Raw genomic sequence first — 21,324 nt, 5'->3', positions numbered from 1 at the left:
ACAAAAACGAATCATGAACCAGGCGGTATATGTGTATAACCATGTGGATAAAAGCAGCTAACATGGGGTATGACAAAGATATGAACTATAGGAGAAAAAACGTGAAGGCATAAGAAGCATTGTAAGAGAGGAGAAACATACGCGTTTTAGGTTTAGGGTAACTGTGATAACGAACAATGAAAAAGCAAACGGTAGCTATCCTATCGTCTGCTTTTTTTGTGCTATTTTTTAACGCATCAGTTCTCCTGAGCCTTCGCAAAGTCAATCGCAACAATAAGACTAATGACAAGCGCTTCATAACGCCCATCTGCCACGTCAATCGTATATGTATCTCCCCAGGTGAACCATTTCTCTTCAACATAGGCAATCACACCTGCCGGACCGTGGACCTCAAAATACTTATCAAAAATGTCGCCAACAATATGAATATTTTCCGCATGAATATCAAAGCGGGTTTTGAAAAAAGTGAACGCTTTTTGGATCATAATCTCTTTAAACCCATCGACAGAGACATAAAAAGCTGGCAGGAGACTGATCATTTTCTTCGTAATCGTCCCAACAGCTTGATTGGTCTGATCATAAATCGTAAATTGTTTCGGAATCTGCATGAAACTTCCTTGAACGGTATACTTCGCCTCTTCATTCTGGTCAGTAATGGTAAACTTTTCACCTAAGCTAAATACTTTTTGACGCATATAAAATGTTGTCATTGTATCCCTCATTTCTTTATTATCGGTAAGTGCATCGCTTGTGCTGCTTCGTCTGCTTTTACCGTATAACCTTTCCCTTTTTGACAAAAGATTGAATCCCCGGTTGTTTCTTCGTCATGCCACGGATCATATGCTTGTGCTGCGGTGATTGACTCTAGATCGTTAACTTCATCATATCCAAAAAAGCTAAGACCAAGGTGACCTTCTCCTTTTGTATAGCTCAAGAACTTTTTTGGATAGTCATAAAATGTCTTAACCGGCACACGACCGGTCAGAAAAACATCTGTTTCTCTTATGAGCGGGGCATCGGTCTCACCACCTGCTTTGGTGATGTCTTGCATCAATTTACCGAGTAAATCCGGCGTCACCGTTGCCTCCACACGATACAGTGGTTCTAATAACACCATGTCTGTCATCAATAAGGCCTGCCTTAGGGCACGCCAAGTGGCTTCTCTGAAGTCGCCACCACTGGTATGTTTTTCATGGGCCTGGCCATTTGTTAACGTCACGGAAACATCAGTGAGCGGAGCCCCGATCACTGTCCCTTTATGGGACTTCTCAAAGAGATGTTGTTCGATTAAGCGCTGATGACTAACACTGAGCTGATTTACATCACACGCTGACTTAAACTGGATACCAGAGCCTCTTTTTGCCGGCTCTAATAAGAGATGTACCTCGGCATAGTGCTTGAGCGGTTCAAAGTGACCATAACCATAGACAGGTTGTTTAATCGTCTCTTGATATAAAATGTCCGGTTGTGAAAAAGTGACCTCATAACCAAACCGATCAGAAATAATATCAGCTAAAATTTCTAGCTGTACTTCTCCGTGGACATCTAGCTGCACCCGGGTTTTATCTTGACTGAGTCTGGCGGCTAAACTCGGGTCTTCTTCTGTTAACTTCAACATGTCTTGGTACAGATCATGGAGATCAGCTGATGTGATGATATCAACCGTTAACGTTGGTTTGAGCTTTGACACGCCTTGATAATCTGGATCATTCAAACGGTCAAATACTTGAACCGTTGATAAGCCGACCAAGGCCACTAACATCCCTGTTGTCGCTGACTGAATCGATGTTTGCTTCGGCCCGTTCATCTGTTTGATTGCGGTTATTTTTTCTGTCATTAACTCACCCGTGAACGTTTTATAAGTCACTTCATCACGCACGTTAAATTCACCCGCTAATACTTTCACAAAGACTAATCGTTCACCGTTTTCGTAACGCACTTTAAACACATCCGCCACTGGCTGATGATGCTCGACATGCTTTTCTCTTGGTAACAAACGCCTAAGCCAGTGATCAAACACATCCAATCCCTCGTTATGTAACGTGGCACCTTTAAAAACAGGAACGAGCGCACTTTCTTTGAAACGTTCAGTTATGAACGTCATGATATCTTTTTCTTTCAATGTGTCCGAGAGGTAAGCGTCCATTAAACTCTCAGCCAACAAAGCTAACGCTTCTATATCAGTTGCCTTCAAATCACTTGTTTCGAATAAATAGCTATCTGTACCAGTAAGTTGATCAATCATGCTTGTCACTTTTTTAACGTCGGCACCTAATAGGTCGGTTTTATTAATGAAAAAGATCACCGGAATGTTTCTGTCTTTTAATAAGTGATAGACCGTTCTTGTATGTGAGACGACACCTTCTTTAGCACTCACGAGCAAAACACCGACGTCAATCACACTAAGGGCACGTTCCATCTCCATCTGAAAATCGACGTGACCAGGTGTATCCATAATATATAATCGGTCGGTTGCTGTTTCAATCACGCCATAATCACTAAAAATCGTAATACCGCGTGCTTTTTCAATTCGGTGTTGATCAAGAAAACTATTTTTATGATCGACCCGCCCTTTTTGTTTTAAGCTGCCACTGTTATAAAGCCACTGTTCCACAAAGGTGGTTTTACCGGTATCGACATGGGCAAAGACGCCTATCGTATGATTCATTTCAATCACCTCACCTTCTTCTACCTTTATTTTACCATAGTAAAAAGCCCTTGATGGATTCATCAAGAGCTTTTCACTATTTTAGAATCATTTGTGACGTCTGTCATGATTCATCGTTGACTAATTGACTAAATTCATGATATTCATAACCGAATGTTTCGGCAACGGCAAGGTTCGTTAACTTACCATCATATAAATTAATACCACTATACAGCGTATGATCGCGTTCGGCGGCTTTTTTCACACCTCGATTAGCTAATTGTACCGCATGAGGTAAAGTAACGTTCGTAAGTGCGATCGTTGATGTTCGCGGAACAGCCCCTGGCATATTCGCAACCGCATAGTGTAGGACACCGTGACGCTCATAGACAGGGTCATCATGAGTGGTTACCAAATCAGCTGTTTCAAAAATACCGCCTTGGTCGACCGCAATATCAACGATGACACTACCTGGTTTCATTTGTTTCACCATATCCTCACTCACCAGTTTTGGCGCTTTTCGACCAGGAATAAGCACGGCACCAACGACAATATCCGCATCTTTAATCGCTTCGCGAATATTGACTTCATTAGAAATTTGCGTCACCACTTCATGACCATAATCGGCTTCAACTTGCGTTAAGACTTCGGCACGGATATCAAGTAACGTCACATGAGCACCTAAACCTTTCGCAATTTGAAGCGCGTTTTGTCCAGAGACACCACCGCCAATAATCGTGACTTTACCGTTTTTAACACCTGGAACACCACCAATTAACGCACCACTTCCACCCATTGGTTTTTGTAAGTAATGGGCGGCTACTTGAACAGACAATCGTCCGGCAATGACACTCATCGGATGTAACATCGGTAAACCGCCATCAGCACCGACCATCGTCTCATAAGCAATCGCCGTCGTTTTCGCTTCTTTTAATGCTTCTGTCAGCTTTGGTTCATTTGCTAAGTGAAGATACGTGAATAAAATCAGATCATCTCTAAAGTAGCGATATTCACTTGCGAGCGGCTCTTTTACCTTGATCACCATTTCTGCTTCCCAAGCGTCTCGGGCTTCAGGTACAATAACAGCCCCTTTTGACTGATAATCTTCATCTAGAAAGCCAGCACCTTCGCCGGCTGTTGTTTCAATGAATACCTCATGACCTTGTTTCGTTAATAGTTCGACACCAACTGGTGTCATTGCAACTCGAAATTCATTGTTTTTAATTTCTTTTGGAATACCAATACGCATAAGACATCCTCCTAATATATTTGTGAATTAATATACATACTTTTACTATAACACATCATATATCCAATTATATAAGCCTGCATAACAAATGAACGCTTAATAAATCAACATGTTAGTCTTTATATACCCTAAAGAGATTAATTTCATACCTTTTCAAGAACGGTGATATAACTGTCACAAAATTGTCAAAAAAATATCCCAACTTCTCTTTTCATGATGAGGCATTTAAGGAAAAGAATACTAACCCTAACTTTCTAAAAGAGGTGAATCAAATGTCACTCCTTCTATTACTACTCGGTTTCTTACCCCTCGCCCTAATCGGTCTCATGTTGTTTACGATAAGTTTTGTCGATTGGGTCATGTCTCAAACGAGGTGGTTATTTGGTTTGTTTTTTCTCCTTGGTCTGTTTTTCTTTTCACTGAAACTTCATGCCCTCGCCCTGCAGTTTTTTGAGCGGCACTTTAAATCACCGTATCACTGGAAGAAGACCGACACGACAACAGTCATCTTAATCATTAGCTCAGCGATGATTACCTTTAGTCTCGGTCATACTTTTCAGTTCGGTGCCTATTTATCATCTGCCGTCGTTGGCTTAAGTGGTGCTGTTTTTTTCAAACGACAAAAGACCATCATTTATACCGGTTCCTTCATTGGTATGACTCATACCGTTTTCTTACCCGATTTTTGGTGCATTATCCTCGCGGCCGTTGTCACCGGGATCATCTATGTATTTAGTCGCTACACCTTTGTCGGTTATGGCGGCAAATTAGGTGCCTTAAGTTTAATTGGAACCTTAACTTCTGGCTATGTGCTTGGTCACCGCCCAGTTAGTCTGACGATTCCTGACGTCAAGATGCAGCTATGGCTTATTTTCTTTACATTATTAGGGACCTGGCTGACCCTCACCATCAGGCGCTACCTGAAACATGACCCCATTTTTGCCTCAAGTATAGCCACTATGGCTATTGTGCTAATCGGAATGGTCATTCCAATCACTATCCCTCACATTCTACTTGCTGCCTTTATGATGGGAACGTTTACCGCTATGAGCAATCGGTTAGTCTTACCACGTGTGTCATTGTTTTACTTAGCTTCCCTCATAAGTGCCATCACGATGATTTTTAGTCAACCGTTCTTAGAGAATGCAGGCGGAAAACTCGGCACCCTTGCTTTTATCGGCGTCATTACGACTCGCGGGATCGTTGATGCTTATCGTTTTATCGTTCTATACTTATCAGCCAAACATAAAAGACAGCTCATTTACAAATAAGACTTTGCTGAACCAGTCATATTTTCAAGTCATCGTTCATCATCTCCATAAACGTGCGTGCTGCTTGTGATGGTGGAACATTATTTTTTAAACATAAACCGATATGACGTGTTGGTAACGGTTCAAGTAGAGGTACTTCATAGACCTCACCTCGGTTGATCGCCTCATCAGAAAATGGACGTACCACCGCAGCGATACCTACATTAATTTTCGCAAACTCAACGAGGAGATCATAAGAACCGATTTCAAATGTCGGTGTATATTCAAAACCTTTTGATATCAAGTAGTTCTCCACAAAGCGACGTGAATTAGACTTTTTCTCTAACGAAATAATGGGGTACGTCAATAACGTCTCAATCGAGATGGGCTGGCTAAAATTATCGTGATATTTTTCTCCGCAAACAAACACATCCCGCACTTCTAGACAAGGTTTCGTTTCAATCACAGGATCGGTCACAGGTAAATTACAGACCGCAAAATCAACTTCCCCGCTTTTCACAAGTGGGAGTAATTCTAAAGTCGTTCCATTTACGATTTTAAAATGCACATTGGGATAGCGCTCATGAAACGCCTGTAGAAACGGGAGTAAATAATATTTACTTACCGTATCACCGACACCGATACTAAGCTCGCCTGCTTCTAATTGTTGATAGGCATCGAGTTGTTTTTCTCCTTGGTCAATCAGGTGCAGGGCATCTTTCACATACTGATACAGTACTTTCCCTTCGGTCGTTAATTCTACACCGCGTGATTCCCGGTGGAATAGTCGCTGATTCAAACTCTCTTCTAGTTGCTTTAGTGCTTGACTAATAGCTGGTTGGCTCATAAACAGATGTTCTTTTGCTTTTGATAGACTTTTTCTTTCAGCTACTTCGACAAAAATTCGGTACAAATCGAGTTTTGCTTTCACTTCTGTCACTCCATTTCTTTTCACTTAAATGTTTGGGTCTAACCGCATCGATAAGAACTGATTATCTATGCATGCCCTCTATTGATATTCGTTTTAATTATATCTCATATTCAATATATCAACTTTACTTATAGATAACAAGCGCGTATAGTGTAATAGTAAACACGAACATTAATTGTTGTTTACACGTTAAATAATCGACTTTTTAAGGAGCGAATACAAATGGAACGTGTAATAGGAACCGTTACGAGAGGCTTACGATGCCCCATTATTAATGAAGGTGACAGCATCGAAGCGATTGTTGTTGATAGCGTGATGAAAGCGATTGATCAAGGTGAATTTGTACCTCAAGATAAAGATATTGTTGCCGTAACAGAATCAATTGTCGCACGAGCACAAGGAAACTATGCGACAACCGCTCAAATTGCGACCGATATTCAAGATAAGTTTGGCGACGAAACCGTTGGGGTTATTTTCCCTATTTTAAGTCGTAACCGCTTTGCGACTTTACTTCGCGGGATTAGTATGGGCGCAAAGAAAGTAGTGATTATGTTTAGTTATCCGTCTGATGAAGTCGGTAACCATTTAGTTGAACTCGATCACTTAGATGAAAAGGGCATTAATCCATGGACAGATGTTTTAGATGAGAAAACTTTCCGTGACCACTTTGGTTATCAGAAGCACACTTTCACAGGTGTGGACTATATCGATTACTATAAAGAAGTCGCAGAAGAAGCTGGAGCTGAATGTGAAGTTATTTTTGCGAATAATGCCAAGGCCATTCTTAACTATACAAAACATGTGCTCGCTTGTGATATTCATACACGCGTGAGAACTAAGCGCATTTTAAAAGCAGAAGGCGCAGAAACCGTCCATACACTGGATGATATTTTAAATCATTCAATCGATGGCAGTGGTTTTAACGGAGAATATGGATTACTTGGGTCGAATAAATCAACCGAAGACCGCGTGAAATTATTCCCACATAACGCTCAGCCTGTCGTTGACAGGATTCAACAGACGCTGTCTGAAAAAACTGGGAAACAAATCGAAGTGATGGTCTATGGTGACGGTGCTTTTAAAGACCCCGCGGGTAAAATTTGGGAGTTGGCAGACCCAGTTGTTTCACCAGCCTTTACGACTGGTTTAGACGGGACACCGAATGAAGTGAAATTAAAGTATCTTGCTGACAATAACTTTAGTGACTTAAAAGGTGACGAATTAAAAAATGCCATCTCTAACTACATTAGAAATAAACAAGATGATTTGGTCGGACATATGGAAGCACAAGGGACAACCCCGCGTCGTTTAACTGACCTCATCGGTTCGCTAGCTGATTTAACATCAGGTAGTGGTGATAAAGGGACACCGATTGTCTATATCCAAGGTTATTTTGATAACTATACAGTTTAAGCAATCATAAAGAATCGGATACGCGATATCTATCATAGTAAAGCCTACCAGAATCTCTGGTAGGTTTTTTTAGTCGCACGCATACTAGAAAAAATTTTTATACCTTCAAGGCAAATGAAGATGAACTTTTCACCTGAGTATTTAATATTCTCCTCACCATAAGACCCCATTTACCAATTCTCCGATTTAGGCAATTGGATACATGACTTGTTTTCATTTAAGATGTGATTAACTCATGAGTCACAGAAAACATATCTGTGAAACTTACAAAGCAGGTGATAATCATTCATATCCAAAACCCCCATGACAAATTCTTTAAAGAAACGTTTCACAACATAACTGTCACAAAAGAATTTTTGGTTCATTATTTACCAGCACATATCGTAGACATCATCGATGTAGAGACACTCGAACCTCAGAAAGACAGTTTCATTAACGAGCATCTAAAAGAAGTGTTTTCCGATCTCTTGTTTAAAGTTGAGATGAACCAAAAAGTTGGGTATCTCTATCTATTGTTTGAACACAAAAGCTTTCAAAGTCCCACAGTTGCCGTGCAGTTACTACAGTACATGTGTGATATATGGAAAACGGCGGCACATCAACATAAGTCAGCTAAACTACCCTTGATTATTCCACTTGTGATTTATCACGGAAAAAACCCCTGGCATACAGGTGAGTCGTTAGCCGACTTAATCGAAGGGTTCGATCTATTAAGTGAAGCAATGAAAAGCTACACGCCTAATTTTAACTATATCTTGTTTGATGTCTCCACATTTTCAGATGCAGACATTTTAGGACCAATAGAATTAAGATTATCCTTTACTGCCTTACGTGATATTCACTCAGATGACCCCAAAATATTAAAACAAATGATCTATCACGCCATTGATGTCATCTATACTGTTGATATGAAAGATGTTGGCTTAGCCTACTTTGAAACATTAATCCGATACATTTTTAGTGCTAGTGGCGCATTCTCAAAACACGATATCCATGATATAGTGAAAACATTAGAACAAGCCTATCCGAAAGGAAGTGACGTCGTCATGACAATTGCCGACATTCTTAGAGAAGAAGGTTTAGAACAGGGATTAGAACAAGGGTTAAAACAAGGGATGGCTAAAGCTTTACACAAGATGTTAACCATGAAACTTAACGAGATACCAGAAGCCACCATCCAGCACGTTTATCAATTAGATGAAGCTAGAATCAATACAATTATTGAACATTTTGATGAGATCGAGACAATTGATGACTTAAACAACTATTTATAAACATAAAAACACCACCTAATCGATGAAAAAGACGATTAAGCGGTGTTTTTATTTACTTTACATAACAATAGCGTCCATAATCAAATGAATAAACTACCGACATATACTAAAATTCCTAAGAAGACGACATAGCCTAAACAGAATTTTAAGGTACTATTGAATATCTTACCTTCTTGACCAATCAGACCAGTGGCAGATGTTGCGACAGCGATACTTTGTGGTGAAATCATTTTGCCACCTGTCGCACCTGAGGTATTGGCTGCGGCCAACCAGTATGAATCAACACCAATCGAGTTCGCAACTTCGATTTGAAGTGGACCAAATAAAATATTCGATGACGTGTCACTCCCCGTCACAAACGTACCAAGTGTCCCTAACATTGGCGCAAAGAATGGATAGAATGAACCGGTCACTAACACAAACACGGTCGCAATACTTGTAATCATACCGCTATAGCCCATGATTTTCGCAAGGGCAACAATCGCCACGACCGTAAGCGCTGATTTTGATAATTGTTTGACCGTACTGACAAACACACCAACAATGTCTTTTAAATTAGCCCCTTGAATCAAGCTGCCAATTACAGCCGCAAGGATAATGAGAACGCCTGGTGTCCCAACCCATTTAAACGTCGATGCCGCTGCACCTGGTCCTTGATAAATTGTCACGGTTGTTTGAATATGTGAAACAAAATCATACACAGCCGGCACAAGTGGGCTGGTCAGTAAAATAAAAGCTAAAATTAAAATGTAAGGTAACCAAGCTTTAAACCCTTCAGAAACAGATACCACTTCTGGATTTTTGGCTTTTTTATCTTTATGAAACAAAAGTGCCATACCGATCGTCGTTGCCATACTAAACAAACTACCGACAAGCGCTGGTAGTTCGGCCCCTAAGTACTGCGCCACAAAGATTTGCGGCACCGCAAAAGCAATACCTGAAGCCAGTGTAATACCGACAACACCTTTTAATGCTTTCAGACTTCTACCAGTCATGAACACTAAAACGAATGGAATAATAATAATAAACAACGTAAGTTGTAATACAATTGTGTAACTGAGCGTGGTTACCTCAAGTCCGGTGACTTGTGCGAGTGTAGATACCGGAATACCGACCGCACCAAAAGCCGTTGGCACAGTATTCGCAACGAGTGAGATAATCGCCGCAAATAACGGATTAAATCCAAGGGCCGCTAAAATGCTCGCGGGTAAAGCGACGGCTGTCCCGTAACCAGCAACTGCTTCTAAGAATCCTCCAAAGCCCCATGCGAGAATCAAGACTTGAATGCGTTTATCGGTAGAAATACTCGATAACATTTTATTGATTGTATCCATGCTTTTCGTATGTTGAGCCAAATTATAAGTGAAAATGGCCGCGATAATCACAATCATAATCGGCCAAATCCCTAAAGCCGCTCCTTCAACAATCGCGGTTACAATACCGAATGGTGTCATATCAAAGAAGAAAAACGCTAAGCCACTAGCAATGAGTACACTCCACATCCCTGCTTTATAAGCCGGACGATTGAACACACCTAAAGCTAAAATTAAAAACACAATCGGAATAAGTGCAAACAGAAATAATACATAATCATTCATTGGTTGTTGCCCCCTATAGTACATTTACTATTTTCTCTCGTCATTATTCTCTACCTGTTTACTTTTTCTGTCAAGGGTAAAAAGATAGCCGTCTTTCGGGCGAGGAAGCTATCTTGCGCCACTTCCTCCACCACCCATGGAGCCACCGCCGCCACCAAAGCTCGTTGAACCGCCTCCGCCACTAGCCGCTGAGACAGCACTACTATAGCCTGACTGCATACTATGTGAGAAAGCATAAGCGATATAAATATCCGATACGCGCACTTCCGATTGACTGACAAACTGCGGATAGAATTCCGCTAATTGTTTGGCCACCTCTTCTGCGATACCGTAAAGACTCGCCCAAATAATCAAATCTTCCCAGAGGCCAACTTCTTTGATTTGTCGTTCATCGAGTAAAGAGAAATCAGTTAAGTAATTTTTAAATTGAACTAACCGATCAAATAATTCTTCACCTTCGGCACTTGCTTTGGTAATAGTCGCATGCATCCCAAGAAACGGCACTTCTTCAAAATATAAATAACCTTGGTGGTGTAAATGATCTTTTGAGTACCTTAATAAATCATTCTTAAGCGCGTCAAGCTCTTTGTAGTTCTTCTTCGACCAAGCTTTAATTTCATTCTCATCAAGCACACCATCCGCGCCTGCTGCTTCGACAACGACCTTAAAGAAACGTCGTTCAATCTTATCGACGGATTTATCTAGTTTAAACGTATTTAACACAAACTGATCGTGCTCTTTTTTGAAGACCATTCCTTTTGTTTCTGTCGTATGTGTAATATACCCATCTTTTACCCACTTTAATACGTACGCACTAAAGTAGTTTTCAAAACTACCCGTACCAACGGATTCGAGTAAATACTGCACGTTGCGCATTGGACCCTTCGTATACGGAATCTCACGATAATACTGACCTTCATTTAACTTTTCTCTTGCTTTCCCTGTGACGAGTGGGTTCGCTCTTTTGATTGCGCGTGAACGTGCCACGACAACAATAATAATAAAGCCAATCAAAAGTATACCAAATAACACAAACGCGGCAATTATCATTTTCTCACCGAATGTCATTGGCTGATCGCCATAACTACTATCTTCTAACGATCGATTTAACTCTTCTTCAAGTGACATCTGTTTTGTCTTTAGTCCAGAAAAGATTGGTTCAGAAAACTGCATCAGTAAGGTAATATGACCATTGTCCCTAATCGGTTCATTACTCCAACCAACTAAATCCCCCTCTTCTAAATAGACTTCACCATTGAAGCCAAAGCCCCAAATTCTCGTATTATCTTGAGTAAACGATATCGGTCCTGTGACGGTGATTGATACTTCTTCTGGATTAATACTTCCCTCTCCATCAAAGAAATTATTATTTAGACTTTGCCCATCCTCTAACTGACGGACTAAATCTGACAAGGTATACGTGACGACATATTCATGTGGACCATATTCGCCAATTCCCCATGTCAGTTCATAACCCTCATCTGTTTCAATAATGCCGTACTTGCCTGCCTTTTCTTCGCGACTCCAATCAAGATCCCAACCATCTTGGAACGTGAATGGTTCACCAAAGTCGGTTACCGAATAATTGGAAAGCACTGCGCCTTCTAGGTTGTCTAACACAATATACATCTCTGTGCCTTCGTCAAGGTTCATTTGGCGTGTTTCGGTAATCGTCCCTGAACCGTCTTCATGGAGCTCAACATGTAAATCGAGTGTTGACATCGAATTAGCCGATACATCGATACTTAAAAAACTAAATAACACGAACGAAACAACGAGTGTCAGGAGTGATTTTCGCATCAACCTCACCCCCAGCTCGGCATGTCTTGTTTAGATTCTGTACTTTCAAAGTAATCACGCTTACTAAAGTTAAACATACCCGCAATAATATTGGATGGCACCATTTGAATCAGACGATTAAATTTTGTCACCGTATCGTTATAAATCATACGTGATTGTCTGACTTGATTTTCATACTTATCAATTTGTGCAAGTGTATCTTGATACACTGTTGATGCTTTTAAATCCGGATAGCTTTCCGCTACCGCAATTAAACGACCTAAGGCTTGATTAAACAATTGATCATCTTGATTCACTTCACTGACATCAGCACCCTTACCAATTTGTGAGCGTTTTTCAGCAATGCCCTCTAACACTTTTGCTTCGTGAGCTTCATAACGCTTTGTGCCATCAATCATTGATTTTAACGCGTCCCAACGCGATTCAATTTGCGTCGAAATTTGACCCATCGCATTCTCAACAAGTTCACGTGTAGACACCAAGTTGTTGTAGGTAGAAATTCCCCACATAATCAAAATAAGTCCTAATACTAAAATAACCGCTAAAACAATCCAACCGACCATCTTTTGCACCCTCTTTTCAATTAGTAAAGTGATGTTGCTATATCCATTATATCAGACTGAATAGCGATTGTTAGTCCTCTCACACGATATTTTAATAGGTAAGCGGTTTAAGTTTAACAAGGTAACTTTTTGCTCTTTTTAAATATAATTTATTAATTTGATTCATCTGCCTTGCATTTTTAATAAATAGGACTATACTATTCAAAGACCTTAAGAATAATAACGGAAAAACCATGAGATTATTTGTGGTTTTTAATTATATAAGATGAAGAGAAAGAAAGGTTGAGGTGACATTATGGGAAGAGATATGACTTCAGGAAACCCTCTGAAACTGATTGTATTGTTTAGTTTACCGATGTTGTTAGGGAACGTGTTCCAACAATTTTATTCGATGGCAGATACCTTCATTGTTTCACAAACGTTAGGGATGGATGCATTAGCGGCGGTTGGTTCTGTTGGAAGTATTATGTTTTTAATTTTAGGTTTGGCGATTGGCTTGACTGCCGGCCTTGCGGTGATTACAGCGCAACGGTTTGGAAAAAAAGATGAAAAAGCTTTGCGCCGTAGTTTAGGTGTGAGTTTAATTATTGTCGTTATCATCAGCATTATTTTGACAATTGCGGCAACACTTAATACACGTAACATTTTAGAGTTGATGCAGACACCACCAGAAATCATTGATGATGCTTATGACTATTTAGTCGTTATTTTTGCTGGGATTGGCGCGACGGTGATGTTTAACTACTTATCAAATGTATTACGGGCGATTGGTGACTCGCGTACACCATTACTATTTTTAATCGTCACGTCTATATTAAATATTATCTTAGACTATACGTTTATTCTAGGTTTTGACATGAATGTCGCTGGTGCGGGTTATGCGACAGTGATTTCTCAACTGATTGCGTCTGTGCTTTGCCTGATTTACATTAAAAAACGGGTAAGAATCTTACGAATCAAAAGATCAGACTGGACAAAAGACTGGGCTGAATATAAAGAACATTTACGTATTGGTTTACCGTACGGTTTCCAGTATTCAATTATTGCGATTGGCTCAGTCGCCATTCAGATTACTCTAAACCAATTAGGCGCACTTTCTGTTGCCGCATATACCGCATCAATTAAAATTGAACAGCTACTGACAATGCCTCTTCAAACAATGGGCGTAGCTATGTCAACTTTTGTTGCTCAAAACTTTGGAGCGGGTGAGTTTAGCCGAATTAAGCAAGGGATTAAAAGTGGGATGTCTATTACACTCGTTTATGCTGCATCGATTGGTGTGATCCTCTTGTTCTTCGGTCGCTATTTAGCCGGATTCTTTGTTGAGGACGGGAATCCTGAGGTACTGGCATTATCTGAGCGCTTCTTTACAATTCAGTGGCCCTTCTACATGTTACTTGCCCTTGTGTTAGTACTAAGACCATCCATCCAAGGCTTAGGTAATAGCTTTGTGCCCACTGTGGCAGGGGTATTAGAACTTGTTGCCCGTGTCATTGGTGCGCTTATATTAAGTGAATACTTTGGCTTTAGTGGGGCTGTTATGTCTAACCCACTCGCTTGGTTTGCGGCAACCGTTCCACTCGTCGTATCCGTTTACTACACACTAAAAATCTTAGAGAAAGAACCGACAAAGAAAGATTTAATGTTATCGCTTGGGTCAAAAACCGTTTATCAACAATCAAAAACATTGCGTAAGGAATGTGCGTGTTCATAACAATAAGCACGCCTTAATGATAGATCCTACACAAAAAGCATGATCCCTCAGCAAGTAAACAGGGATCATGCTTTTATTAAATGACAATAGATTTTCAAGCTACTTTCACTAGAATCTTCGTCCAAACACCTAATGATCGTTGCATAATAGGTCCAATGAGCGGCACGGTCACAAACGTCCCAATGGCCACCGGTCCACCTAATAACCAACCAGAAGTTAAAGCGAGCGTTTCTAAAATTGTACGCGAAGTCCCGATCGATAGAGAAAAACGTTTCGAAATATAAAGGGTCATCCCGTCACGTGGACCCGCACCAATTTTTGATGAGACATACATGCCTGAGCCAATCCCCATAATCCCGACACCTAAAAGCAACATCATAACGCGAAGAGAAAGGGTCGTTGGTGCTGGTATAAAATCAGCCGCTAATATTTGATTTAAGAAGAATCCAACAAATACAATATTTAATACACTGCCGACTTGAATGCGTTTCTTCTCTAAAAAGGATGTCAAGATAACCATCAGTACGCCAACAATTTGAACCCATCGACCAATAGATAGACCAAAGTTTTCTGACAAACCGATGTGCAAGACATCCCATGTCGCTGTTCCTAGATTCGCTTTAATAATAACTGATACACCGAAAGCAAGTAAATATAACCCACCAGTAAAGACGAATAATCGAATAAGATAACTTTTCAGTGTGTACGGTGATTCGTTCATCTTGTTAGTTTGATTAGAAGACATAACGCTTATTTCCATCTAAGTTAGTTATCATTTTTTCTGCGACTTTTCGGAAGACTTCTAGCTCTTCTTCAGGAATGCCTCGCGTCGCTTTCTTCTCAATTTTGTCACTAATATCTTTCCATTCTTCATAGTGTTTCTTCGCTTCATCTGTCAGACCAATAATCCGTTTTCTTCGGTCAAGACCTTCTTCTTTCTTGATCCAACCTTCTTGATTTAAACGATTGACCATGCGCGTGAGTGTGGGTGCCTCAACTTTCAAATAATCGGCAATGGCTCTTTGACTATGCGGTCCTTCTGTATATAAAAACATAACCAATCCCCACTGTGCTGCGTATAAATGTGAATCTTGTAGTTGTTCATTTAATACTTTCTTAAATGTCCTACTTAATTGTCCTGCTTGATGTCCATATAAAACCATCTGTGTCACTCCTCATTTTTTAATTAGCTAGCTAATTATAGCACACTTTTTTGTCGTTTTGTTGGGAAAATACTTGATATCCTTCTTAATCATTTAACTTCTTATATATGGCGTCTACTCATTCTTCGCAATTTTCATTCATCTCTCATATAATGGAGCTATAAAGTATCCCAGTTTTTACATAGACCGGCTACTTAAAACAATATTTATACTACGAGGATGATGACGGTGAAGAAAAAAACATTAAAAATCGCTTTAACAGCCCTTGGGGCGACGAGCGCAACATTACTTTACAGCAGTATCTACTTTTATAAGCAAGCTGTTAAAAACAAGAAAACAAATACCTCCCCTGATTATGATTTAATCAATGTCGTACCGAATGATCCATGGGAAGCTGAAAAACTCTGGTTTCAAAAAGTCGACCGTGATGTTCTAACGCTTTACTCACAGGATGATTTAGCTCTTAAAGCCTTGCTTATTGAAAACCCAGAAGCAGGCGGTAAAGTAGCCATCTTGGCTCATGGTTATAGCGGAACGAGTAAAGAAATGGCGCCTTTTGCGAAGTTGTTTTACGATTTAGGGTTTACCATTCTTCTTCCTGACGCGAGAGGTCACGGTGACAGTGAAGGCGACTACATTGGCTTCGGTTGGCCGGAACGTCACGACTATCTTGCTTGGATTGATTCACTGATCAATCGGTACGGGCAGGATACTGAGATTGTGCTCTTCGGTATTAGTATGGGTGGGGCGACTGTACTTAACGTCAGCGGGGAAGCTTTACCAGACCAAGTCAAAGCCATCGTGGAAGACTGCGGATATAGCTCTGTGGAAAAAGAACTGGGCTATCAACTAAAGAACTTATATAAGCTCCCATCTTATCCGTTCATTCCAATGACGAGTTTACTTACAAAATATAAGGCGGGTTATTCGTTCACCGAAGCGTCACCCGTCGAACAAGTGAAAAAAAGCACCACCCCGACATTATTTATTCATGGGGATCGAGACAGCTTTGTGCCAACACAAATGGCGTATGAACTCTATCAAGCAGCCGCTTCAGATAAATTCCTGTACATCGTCCCTGGTGCAGAGCACGCGTACAGTTATGTGACCGATAAAGAGGAGTACCGCCGACAAGTGACTCGGTTTCTCGCGCGTTATCTAGATCATACACTCTCATAAGGCTGACAAAGACAGACAAAGCGATGTCTGTCTTTTTTATCTCAACCGATTTCCGAATATGAGAATGTGATCGCAAATAGATAAGACAAACCGACGCCACTCTATTAAACTAAGAGACAGCACGATATTAATAGGAGGGGGACATTATTTTATCACTTATCAAGTCTAGCTTTCTGTTGCTCATTAGTTTAATCGTCATGGCACTTGGTATTGCGATTGTGACACATGCCAACATCGGTACGACACCAATCACAAGCCCTGCCTATGTGTTAAGCCTTGCTTTCCCGCTCTCCTTCGGGACTATGATGACCGCTATAAACATAAGTTTTTTATTAGCTCAACGCCTTATATTAAAGCGCACGTTCCAGAGGCTACAGTGGTTACAACTATTACTAATGCCACTGTTAGGTTTTTTTATTGATACGATGTTTCAACTTTTAGAACGCTTTGATCCGACTTACTATATGATTAAACTTATGATGGTCTTATTAGGTTCACTCATTATTGCGATCGCGACTAAGCTACAACTACAAGCGAAGCTGATTAACAACCCGGCTGAAGGCATTGTCAAAGCGTACAGTTTTATCCGTCACCGCTCATTTAGCACAGTCAAAATACAATTTGACTTTTCACTTGTCGTCATTGCCTTGATTTTTTCACTTATTTTTCTTCGTGATATCTCAGGCGTAAGAGAAGGAACAGTGTTATCGGCTTTTGCGACAGGTTTCTTTATCCATTTATTCAGTAAAAATAAGGAGGCATCACGCACATGACACAAGCTGTTTTTATGATGGATCAACATATACTATCCGATGTTTATTCAGACGAAGCTATCCAACAGATTACATCCATGATTGAGGTGTATGATACGGTTATCACAAAAGACAATATCAACGACCATTTACCTTTGTTACAAGATGTCTCGATTATCTTTTCTGGTTGGGGCGCACCGGTATTTTCTGCCGAGGTACTTGATTACTTACCACAACTGACGGCGATTTTTTATGCAGCGGGTTCTGTTAAACAGATTATGAGTCGTGACTTGTTAAAGGGGATCACCGTCTCAACCGCTAATACGATTAATGCGAGACCCGTCGCGGAGTTCACTTTAAGTCAAATTCTTTTTAGTTTGAAGAACGGCTTTCGTCTCCAACAATCCTTACGCGAGACTAAACAATTTTCCAACGGTATTATGCTTGATATTAAAGGCATTTACAATCAAACCATTGGGATTATTGGTTTCAGTACCATTGGTAAAATGGTCTGTGAACACTTACAAAACTTTGATGTCGATCTTATTGTCTACGACCCGTATCTAGCACCCGAAATGCTTTCTGCATATAGTGCCACACCAGTCGATCTGGATACGTTGTTTCAAACAGCCGATGTCATCTCTTTACATGCACCGCTATTACCATCAACCGTCAAGATGATTAAACGCGAGCACTTTAAACAGATGAAAGAACACGCCACCTTTATTAACACCGCTCGCGGAGCGATTATTGATGAAGCGGCCTTGATTGACGTCATGGGAAAAAGGCCCGACTTAACGAGTCTACTCGATGTCACAGACCCAGAACCACCTGAGACAACATCAGCTTTGTATACACTTCCTAATGTATTATTAACCCCGCACATCGCCGGGAGTGTAGGACAAGAAAAATTCCGACTTGGTCAAGCGATGGTCGATGAATTCATGCGATATCAAGCGAATGAACCGTTGCTATATCGATTAGATATAGACACGTTTGACCGCCAAGCTTGAACTTACTCTAATTTTAACGAAAGGCGTGACACAATGGAACTTGGACTCTGCTCCATTACTTTTCGACAACACACACCAAAAGACATTATTGTACTAGCGAAAGACCAACAACTCCAGGCGATCGAATGGGGAGGAGATATCCACGTACCGCCTGGCAATCTCACTCGGGCTAAAGAAATCGGAGACTTAACCCGTGCTCACGGTTTACGTGTCTCCTCTTATGGCTCATATTATCATGCGGGGACAGAGGAAGACTTCGATGCTGTCTTAGAGACGGCGCTCGCCCTAGAAACGTCCCATATTCGCATCTGGGCCGGAAGAATGGACAAATCAAAAACTCCTAAGACATACTCAGAAGAAACGTTTCAGCACATTGTACAAGATATTATACGTTGTGCTATAGAAGCCAAAAAACACGCGATCACACTCCATCTTGAATATCATGCCTTTACCTATACTGATTCAGGACAAGCAGCGCTCAAGTTGATTCAAGCTGTTAATCAACCGAATGTGAAGCTATACTGGCAACCTCTTGGATCTTTTACTAAAGAGCAGCAAGTCCTTGATTTAAACATGCTCCAATCATATATTAGTCATATCCATGTGTTTCAGTGGGACGAGACTTTTAATCGCTATCCACTAGATACAGGTGAGTCGACTTGGCTCGACTACATCCGTGTGCTTGAGCAATCACAATCACATCTTTATTTAATGGAATTTGTCAAAAATGATAATATTAATCAGTTTAATCAAGACGTACAAACACTGCATCACTGGAAAAAAACTATCAATGCATCTTTAAGGGGTGAGTGACATCAAACAGCTGATTCAGATCGAAGAAAACCATCACCGAAAAAAAGCGAGTCAACAACGCCATCACCATCCAGACTTACAGTTATTGTATGTACTAAAAGGGAGCGGGATGCTTTATCACACACATCACACGACACCACTTACTGACCAATCACTTGTCTTTATCCCTAAAGAGACAACCCATGCGGTGACGACAACGACGCAAATGACCCTGCTTGCTTTAAGAGTTGATGAAACAATGCTCGCGCCCGTATTACAGGAGGTATTTTCAAGGCCTCCGTTTCAATCGGTATTTCTATTATCAACCACTCGCCAACATCAGCTCAAGTTAAGACAGGCTTTTAGACAGGTACTACAACTAACGAAAAGCAAGGAACCACTTGATCAACTCGATTTACAACTAACTTGCCAACAGTTGTTGCTGTTGGTGACAAGGTTAAAGACGGCACCGAGTAATGACCGGTCTTATTCACGTTCAGAAGCCATTCATCAGTATATCGAAACACATTATTATGAGATTCACTCAAATGATCAATTAGCCAAGCTCTTCAACTTAAGTACGAGACATGTGTCCAGTATTTACAAAGCGATCTACCAGCTAACACCTTATGAGGCGATTCATAAAAAGCGAATAGACGTAGCTTGCTTACTACTGTTAGAAACAGATCGCTCTGCCACGATGATTGGCTTTGAAGTTGGTTACGAATCACTGGCAACTTTTTATCGTCAGTTCAACAAATTTACTGATATAACACCCGAACAATACCGCAAAGAAAGGACCATACCTTATGACTGATACACGCAAACACTGGTTAAAATTATTAACACAACTAACTGAACCGATTATCATCCCGTTAAGTCAAGATAAACTAAAACAAACCATGCCGATTGAAAAAAAGCCAGATACTAAGCAAGAAGACTATACCCATCTAGAAGCTTTTAGTCGATTGCTTGTTGGTATCGCCCCTTGGTTAGAAACACCTGCGATTGACGAAGGCGAAAAAGAATTACAAACACGCTATCTCACATACATAAAACAAGCGCTACATGTTGGAACAGATCCCCATTCTCATGACTATTTTAACTTTAGTGAAGGACTGCAACCCATAGTCGACAGTGCCTTTTTGGCCCAAGCTTTACTACGCGCACCAACTAGTTTATGGGAGCCATTGCCACATGAGACGAAACAACAAATCATTCACTGTTTGAAACAAACCCGAACGCGCAAGCCTATTTACTCTAACTGGTTGTTATTTTCAGCTATGATTGAAACTTTCTTATATGGCGTGGGAGAAGAGGATTGGGATCCGATGCGTATTGACTTCAGTTTGAAACAATTTAATGCCTGGTATGTGGGTGATGGCACCTACAGTGATGGTCCGCGTTATCATCAAGATTATTATAATAGTATCGTCATTCATCCGATGCTTGTCGATATCGTGACACAAACGGGCGTTTTGCACCCTGATTGGGATATATTAAAAGAACCGATTTTAACCCGCAGCAAGCGCTACAGCACTATACTTGAACGCATGATTTCACCAACAGGTACGTTTCCTGCGACTGGTCGATCGCTTGCGTATCGAACGGGCATCTTTCATAATCTTGCGCATCACGCTTGGCGTGAAGATCTAACTGATCTTTCACCTGGACAATTGCGAGCGGCACTGGATGCGGTGATTGAACAAACGTTAGAAAAGTCTAACACCTTTAATGAAGCAGGCTATTTAACCATTGGTGTCAGTGGACACCAGCCTGGACTTGGTGAGGTTTATATCTCAACGGGAAGTCTTTATCTTGCATCCGTTATCTTTTTACCCCTTGGTTTAAAAGAAACAGCACCTTTTTGGCAAGATAAAGCACAGCCTTGGACGACCAAACGACTATTTAATGGTGAAGACTTAAAAAACGATTATCCGCTTGATAATTAACTTGGTTGTTGTGTACTTTTTTCTTGTTTTTTCT

The 21,324-nt window shown here is 40.7% G+C and carries 19 protein-coding genes; 10 read left to right on the top strand and 9 right to left on the bottom strand.

Annotation, left to right across the window (positions count from 1 at the left end; translation table 11 throughout):
• Positions 1-236: 236 nt before the first annotated feature.
• The 3 genes from BM390_RS01300 to ald form a co-directional block, all read right to left on the bottom strand.
• The gene (locus tag BM390_RS01300; RefSeq protein WP_246806727.1) at positions 237-710 is read right to left on the bottom strand and encodes an LURP-one-related/scramblase family protein; all 474 of its coding nucleotides are present in this window, start codon (positions 708-710) and stop codon (positions 237-239) included.
• 8 nt (positions 711-718) lie between these two features.
• Positions 719-2,668 carry an elongation factor G gene (locus BM390_RS01295; RefSeq protein ID WP_177220596.1) on the bottom strand — a complete coding sequence of 650 codons (1,950 nt, stop codon included), beginning with the start codon at positions 2,666-2,668 and terminating at the stop codon, positions 719-721.
• Between the two features lie 103 nt (positions 2,669-2,771).
• The gene (ald, locus tag BM390_RS01290; protein WP_062319575.1) at positions 2,772-3,896 is read right to left on the bottom strand and encodes an alanine dehydrogenase; all 1,125 of its coding nucleotides are present in this window, start codon (positions 3,894-3,896) and stop codon (positions 2,772-2,774) included.
• A gap of 272 nt (positions 3,897-4,168) precedes the next feature.
• Between ald and BM390_RS01285 the strand changes: the two genes are divergently transcribed.
• Entirely contained in the window at positions 4,169-5,167 is a 999-nt protein-coding gene (locus tag BM390_RS01285; RefSeq protein WP_062319573.1) for a hypothetical protein, read from the top strand.
• A gap of 16 nt (positions 5,168-5,183) precedes the next feature.
• Here the strand turns inward: BM390_RS01285 and BM390_RS01280 are convergent, their stop codons facing one another.
• A complete protein-coding gene (locus BM390_RS01280) occupies positions 5,184-6,077 on the bottom strand; it encodes a LysR family transcriptional regulator (RefSeq protein WP_062319571.1) in 894 nt (297 codons plus the stop codon).
• Positions 6,078-6,299: 222 nt separating this feature from the next.
• Between BM390_RS01280 and BM390_RS01275 the strand changes: the two genes are divergently transcribed.
• Both BM390_RS01275 and BM390_RS01270 read left to right on the top strand, forming a co-directional pair.
• Positions 6,300-7,490: a coenzyme F420-0:L-glutamate ligase gene (locus tag BM390_RS01275; RefSeq protein WP_062319569.1), complete on the top strand. Its 1,191-nt coding sequence runs from the start codon at positions 6,300-6,302 to the stop codon at positions 7,488-7,490.
• 257 nt (positions 7,491-7,747) lie between these two features.
• Positions 7,748-8,764 (top strand): Rpn family recombination-promoting nuclease/putative transposase, encoded by a 1,017-nt coding sequence (locus tag BM390_RS01270; RefSeq protein ID WP_177220595.1) that lies wholly within the window; start codon positions 7,748-7,750, stop codon positions 8,762-8,764.
• 80 nt (positions 8,765-8,844) lie between these two features.
• Here BM390_RS01270 and BM390_RS01265 read toward each other — a convergent pair whose 3' ends face one another.
• From BM390_RS01265 to BM390_RS01255, 3 genes are all read right to left on the bottom strand, one after another.
• Positions 8,845-10,362 (bottom strand): L-lactate permease, encoded by a 1,518-nt coding sequence (locus tag BM390_RS01265; protein WP_089852737.1) that lies wholly within the window; start codon positions 10,360-10,362, stop codon positions 8,845-8,847.
• A 108-nt stretch (positions 10,363-10,470) separates the two neighbouring features.
• Complete coding sequence (locus BM390_RS01260) at positions 10,471-12,162, bottom strand: DUF2207 family protein (RefSeq protein WP_089852736.1); 1,692 nt, start codon at positions 12,160-12,162, stop codon at positions 10,471-10,473.
• A 5-nt stretch (positions 12,163-12,167) separates the two neighbouring features.
• The gene (locus tag BM390_RS01255; protein ID WP_062319562.1) at positions 12,168-12,725 is read right to left on the bottom strand and encodes a LemA family protein; all 558 of its coding nucleotides are present in this window, start codon (positions 12,723-12,725) and stop codon (positions 12,168-12,170) included.
• 295 nt (positions 12,726-13,020) lie between these two features.
• Here BM390_RS01255 and BM390_RS01250 point away from each other — a divergent pair, with 295 nt between their 5' ends.
• On the top strand, positions 13,021-14,439 hold the full coding sequence (locus BM390_RS01250; protein ID WP_089852735.1) for an MATE family efflux transporter: 1,419 nt from the start codon (positions 13,021-13,023) through the stop codon (positions 14,437-14,439).
• A gap of 94 nt (positions 14,440-14,533) precedes the next feature.
• Here BM390_RS01250 and BM390_RS01245 read toward each other — a convergent pair whose 3' ends face one another.
• Both BM390_RS01245 and BM390_RS01240 read right to left on the bottom strand, forming a co-directional pair.
• Entirely contained in the window at positions 14,534-15,184 is a 651-nt protein-coding gene (locus BM390_RS01245) for a YczE/YyaS/YitT family protein (protein WP_082394378.1), read from the bottom strand.
• Complete coding sequence (locus BM390_RS01240) at positions 15,174-15,602, bottom strand: MarR family winged helix-turn-helix transcriptional regulator (RefSeq protein ID WP_062319560.1); 429 nt, start codon at positions 15,600-15,602, stop codon at positions 15,174-15,176. The genes BM390_RS01245 and BM390_RS01240 overlap by 11 nt, the downstream gene beginning before the upstream one ends.
• Before the next feature lie 228 nt (positions 15,603-15,830).
• On the opposite strand from BM390_RS01240, the gene BM390_RS01235 reads away from it, so the two are divergent.
• The 6 genes from BM390_RS01235 (at position 15,831) to BM390_RS01210 (ending at position 21,290) form a co-directional block, all read left to right on the top strand.
• Positions 15,831-16,781, top strand: a complete 951-nt coding sequence (locus BM390_RS01235; protein WP_246806729.1) for an alpha/beta hydrolase — start codon at positions 15,831-15,833, stop codon at positions 16,779-16,781.
• A 143-nt stretch (positions 16,782-16,924) separates the two neighbouring features.
• On the top strand, positions 16,925-17,554 hold the full coding sequence (locus BM390_RS01230) for a YczE/YyaS/YitT family protein (RefSeq protein ID WP_369676083.1): 630 nt from the start codon (positions 16,925-16,927) through the stop codon (positions 17,552-17,554).
• Positions 17,551-18,546 carry a hydroxyacid dehydrogenase gene (locus BM390_RS01225; protein WP_062319557.1) on the top strand — a complete coding sequence of 332 codons (996 nt, stop codon included), beginning with the start codon at positions 17,551-17,553 and terminating at the stop codon, positions 18,544-18,546. The genes BM390_RS01230 and BM390_RS01225 overlap by 4 nt, the downstream gene beginning before the upstream one ends.
• A gap of 33 nt (positions 18,547-18,579) precedes the next feature.
• A complete protein-coding gene (locus BM390_RS01220) occupies positions 18,580-19,359 on the top strand; it encodes a sugar phosphate isomerase/epimerase family protein (RefSeq protein ID WP_062319555.1) in 780 nt (259 codons plus the stop codon).
• Complete coding sequence (locus BM390_RS01215) at positions 19,352-20,155, top strand: AraC family transcriptional regulator (RefSeq protein WP_062319553.1); 804 nt, start codon at positions 19,352-19,354, stop codon at positions 20,153-20,155. Before BM390_RS01220 ends, BM390_RS01215 begins: the two co-directional genes overlap by 8 nt.
• Entirely contained in the window at positions 20,148-21,290 is a 1,143-nt protein-coding gene (locus BM390_RS01210; RefSeq protein WP_062319551.1) for a DUF2264 domain-containing protein, read from the top strand. The genes BM390_RS01215 and BM390_RS01210 overlap by 8 nt, the downstream gene beginning before the upstream one ends.
• Positions 21,291-21,324 lie beyond the last annotated feature (34 nt).

Origin of the sequence: Halolactibacillus miurensis (assembly GCF_900116255.1) — a bacterium.
Classification (GTDB): Bacteria; Bacillota; Bacilli; order Bacillales; family Amphibacillaceae; genus Halolactibacillus; species Halolactibacillus miurensis.
Note: the sequence above shows the minus strand (reverse complement) of the source record. Positions and strands in the feature narration are given on the sequence as shown.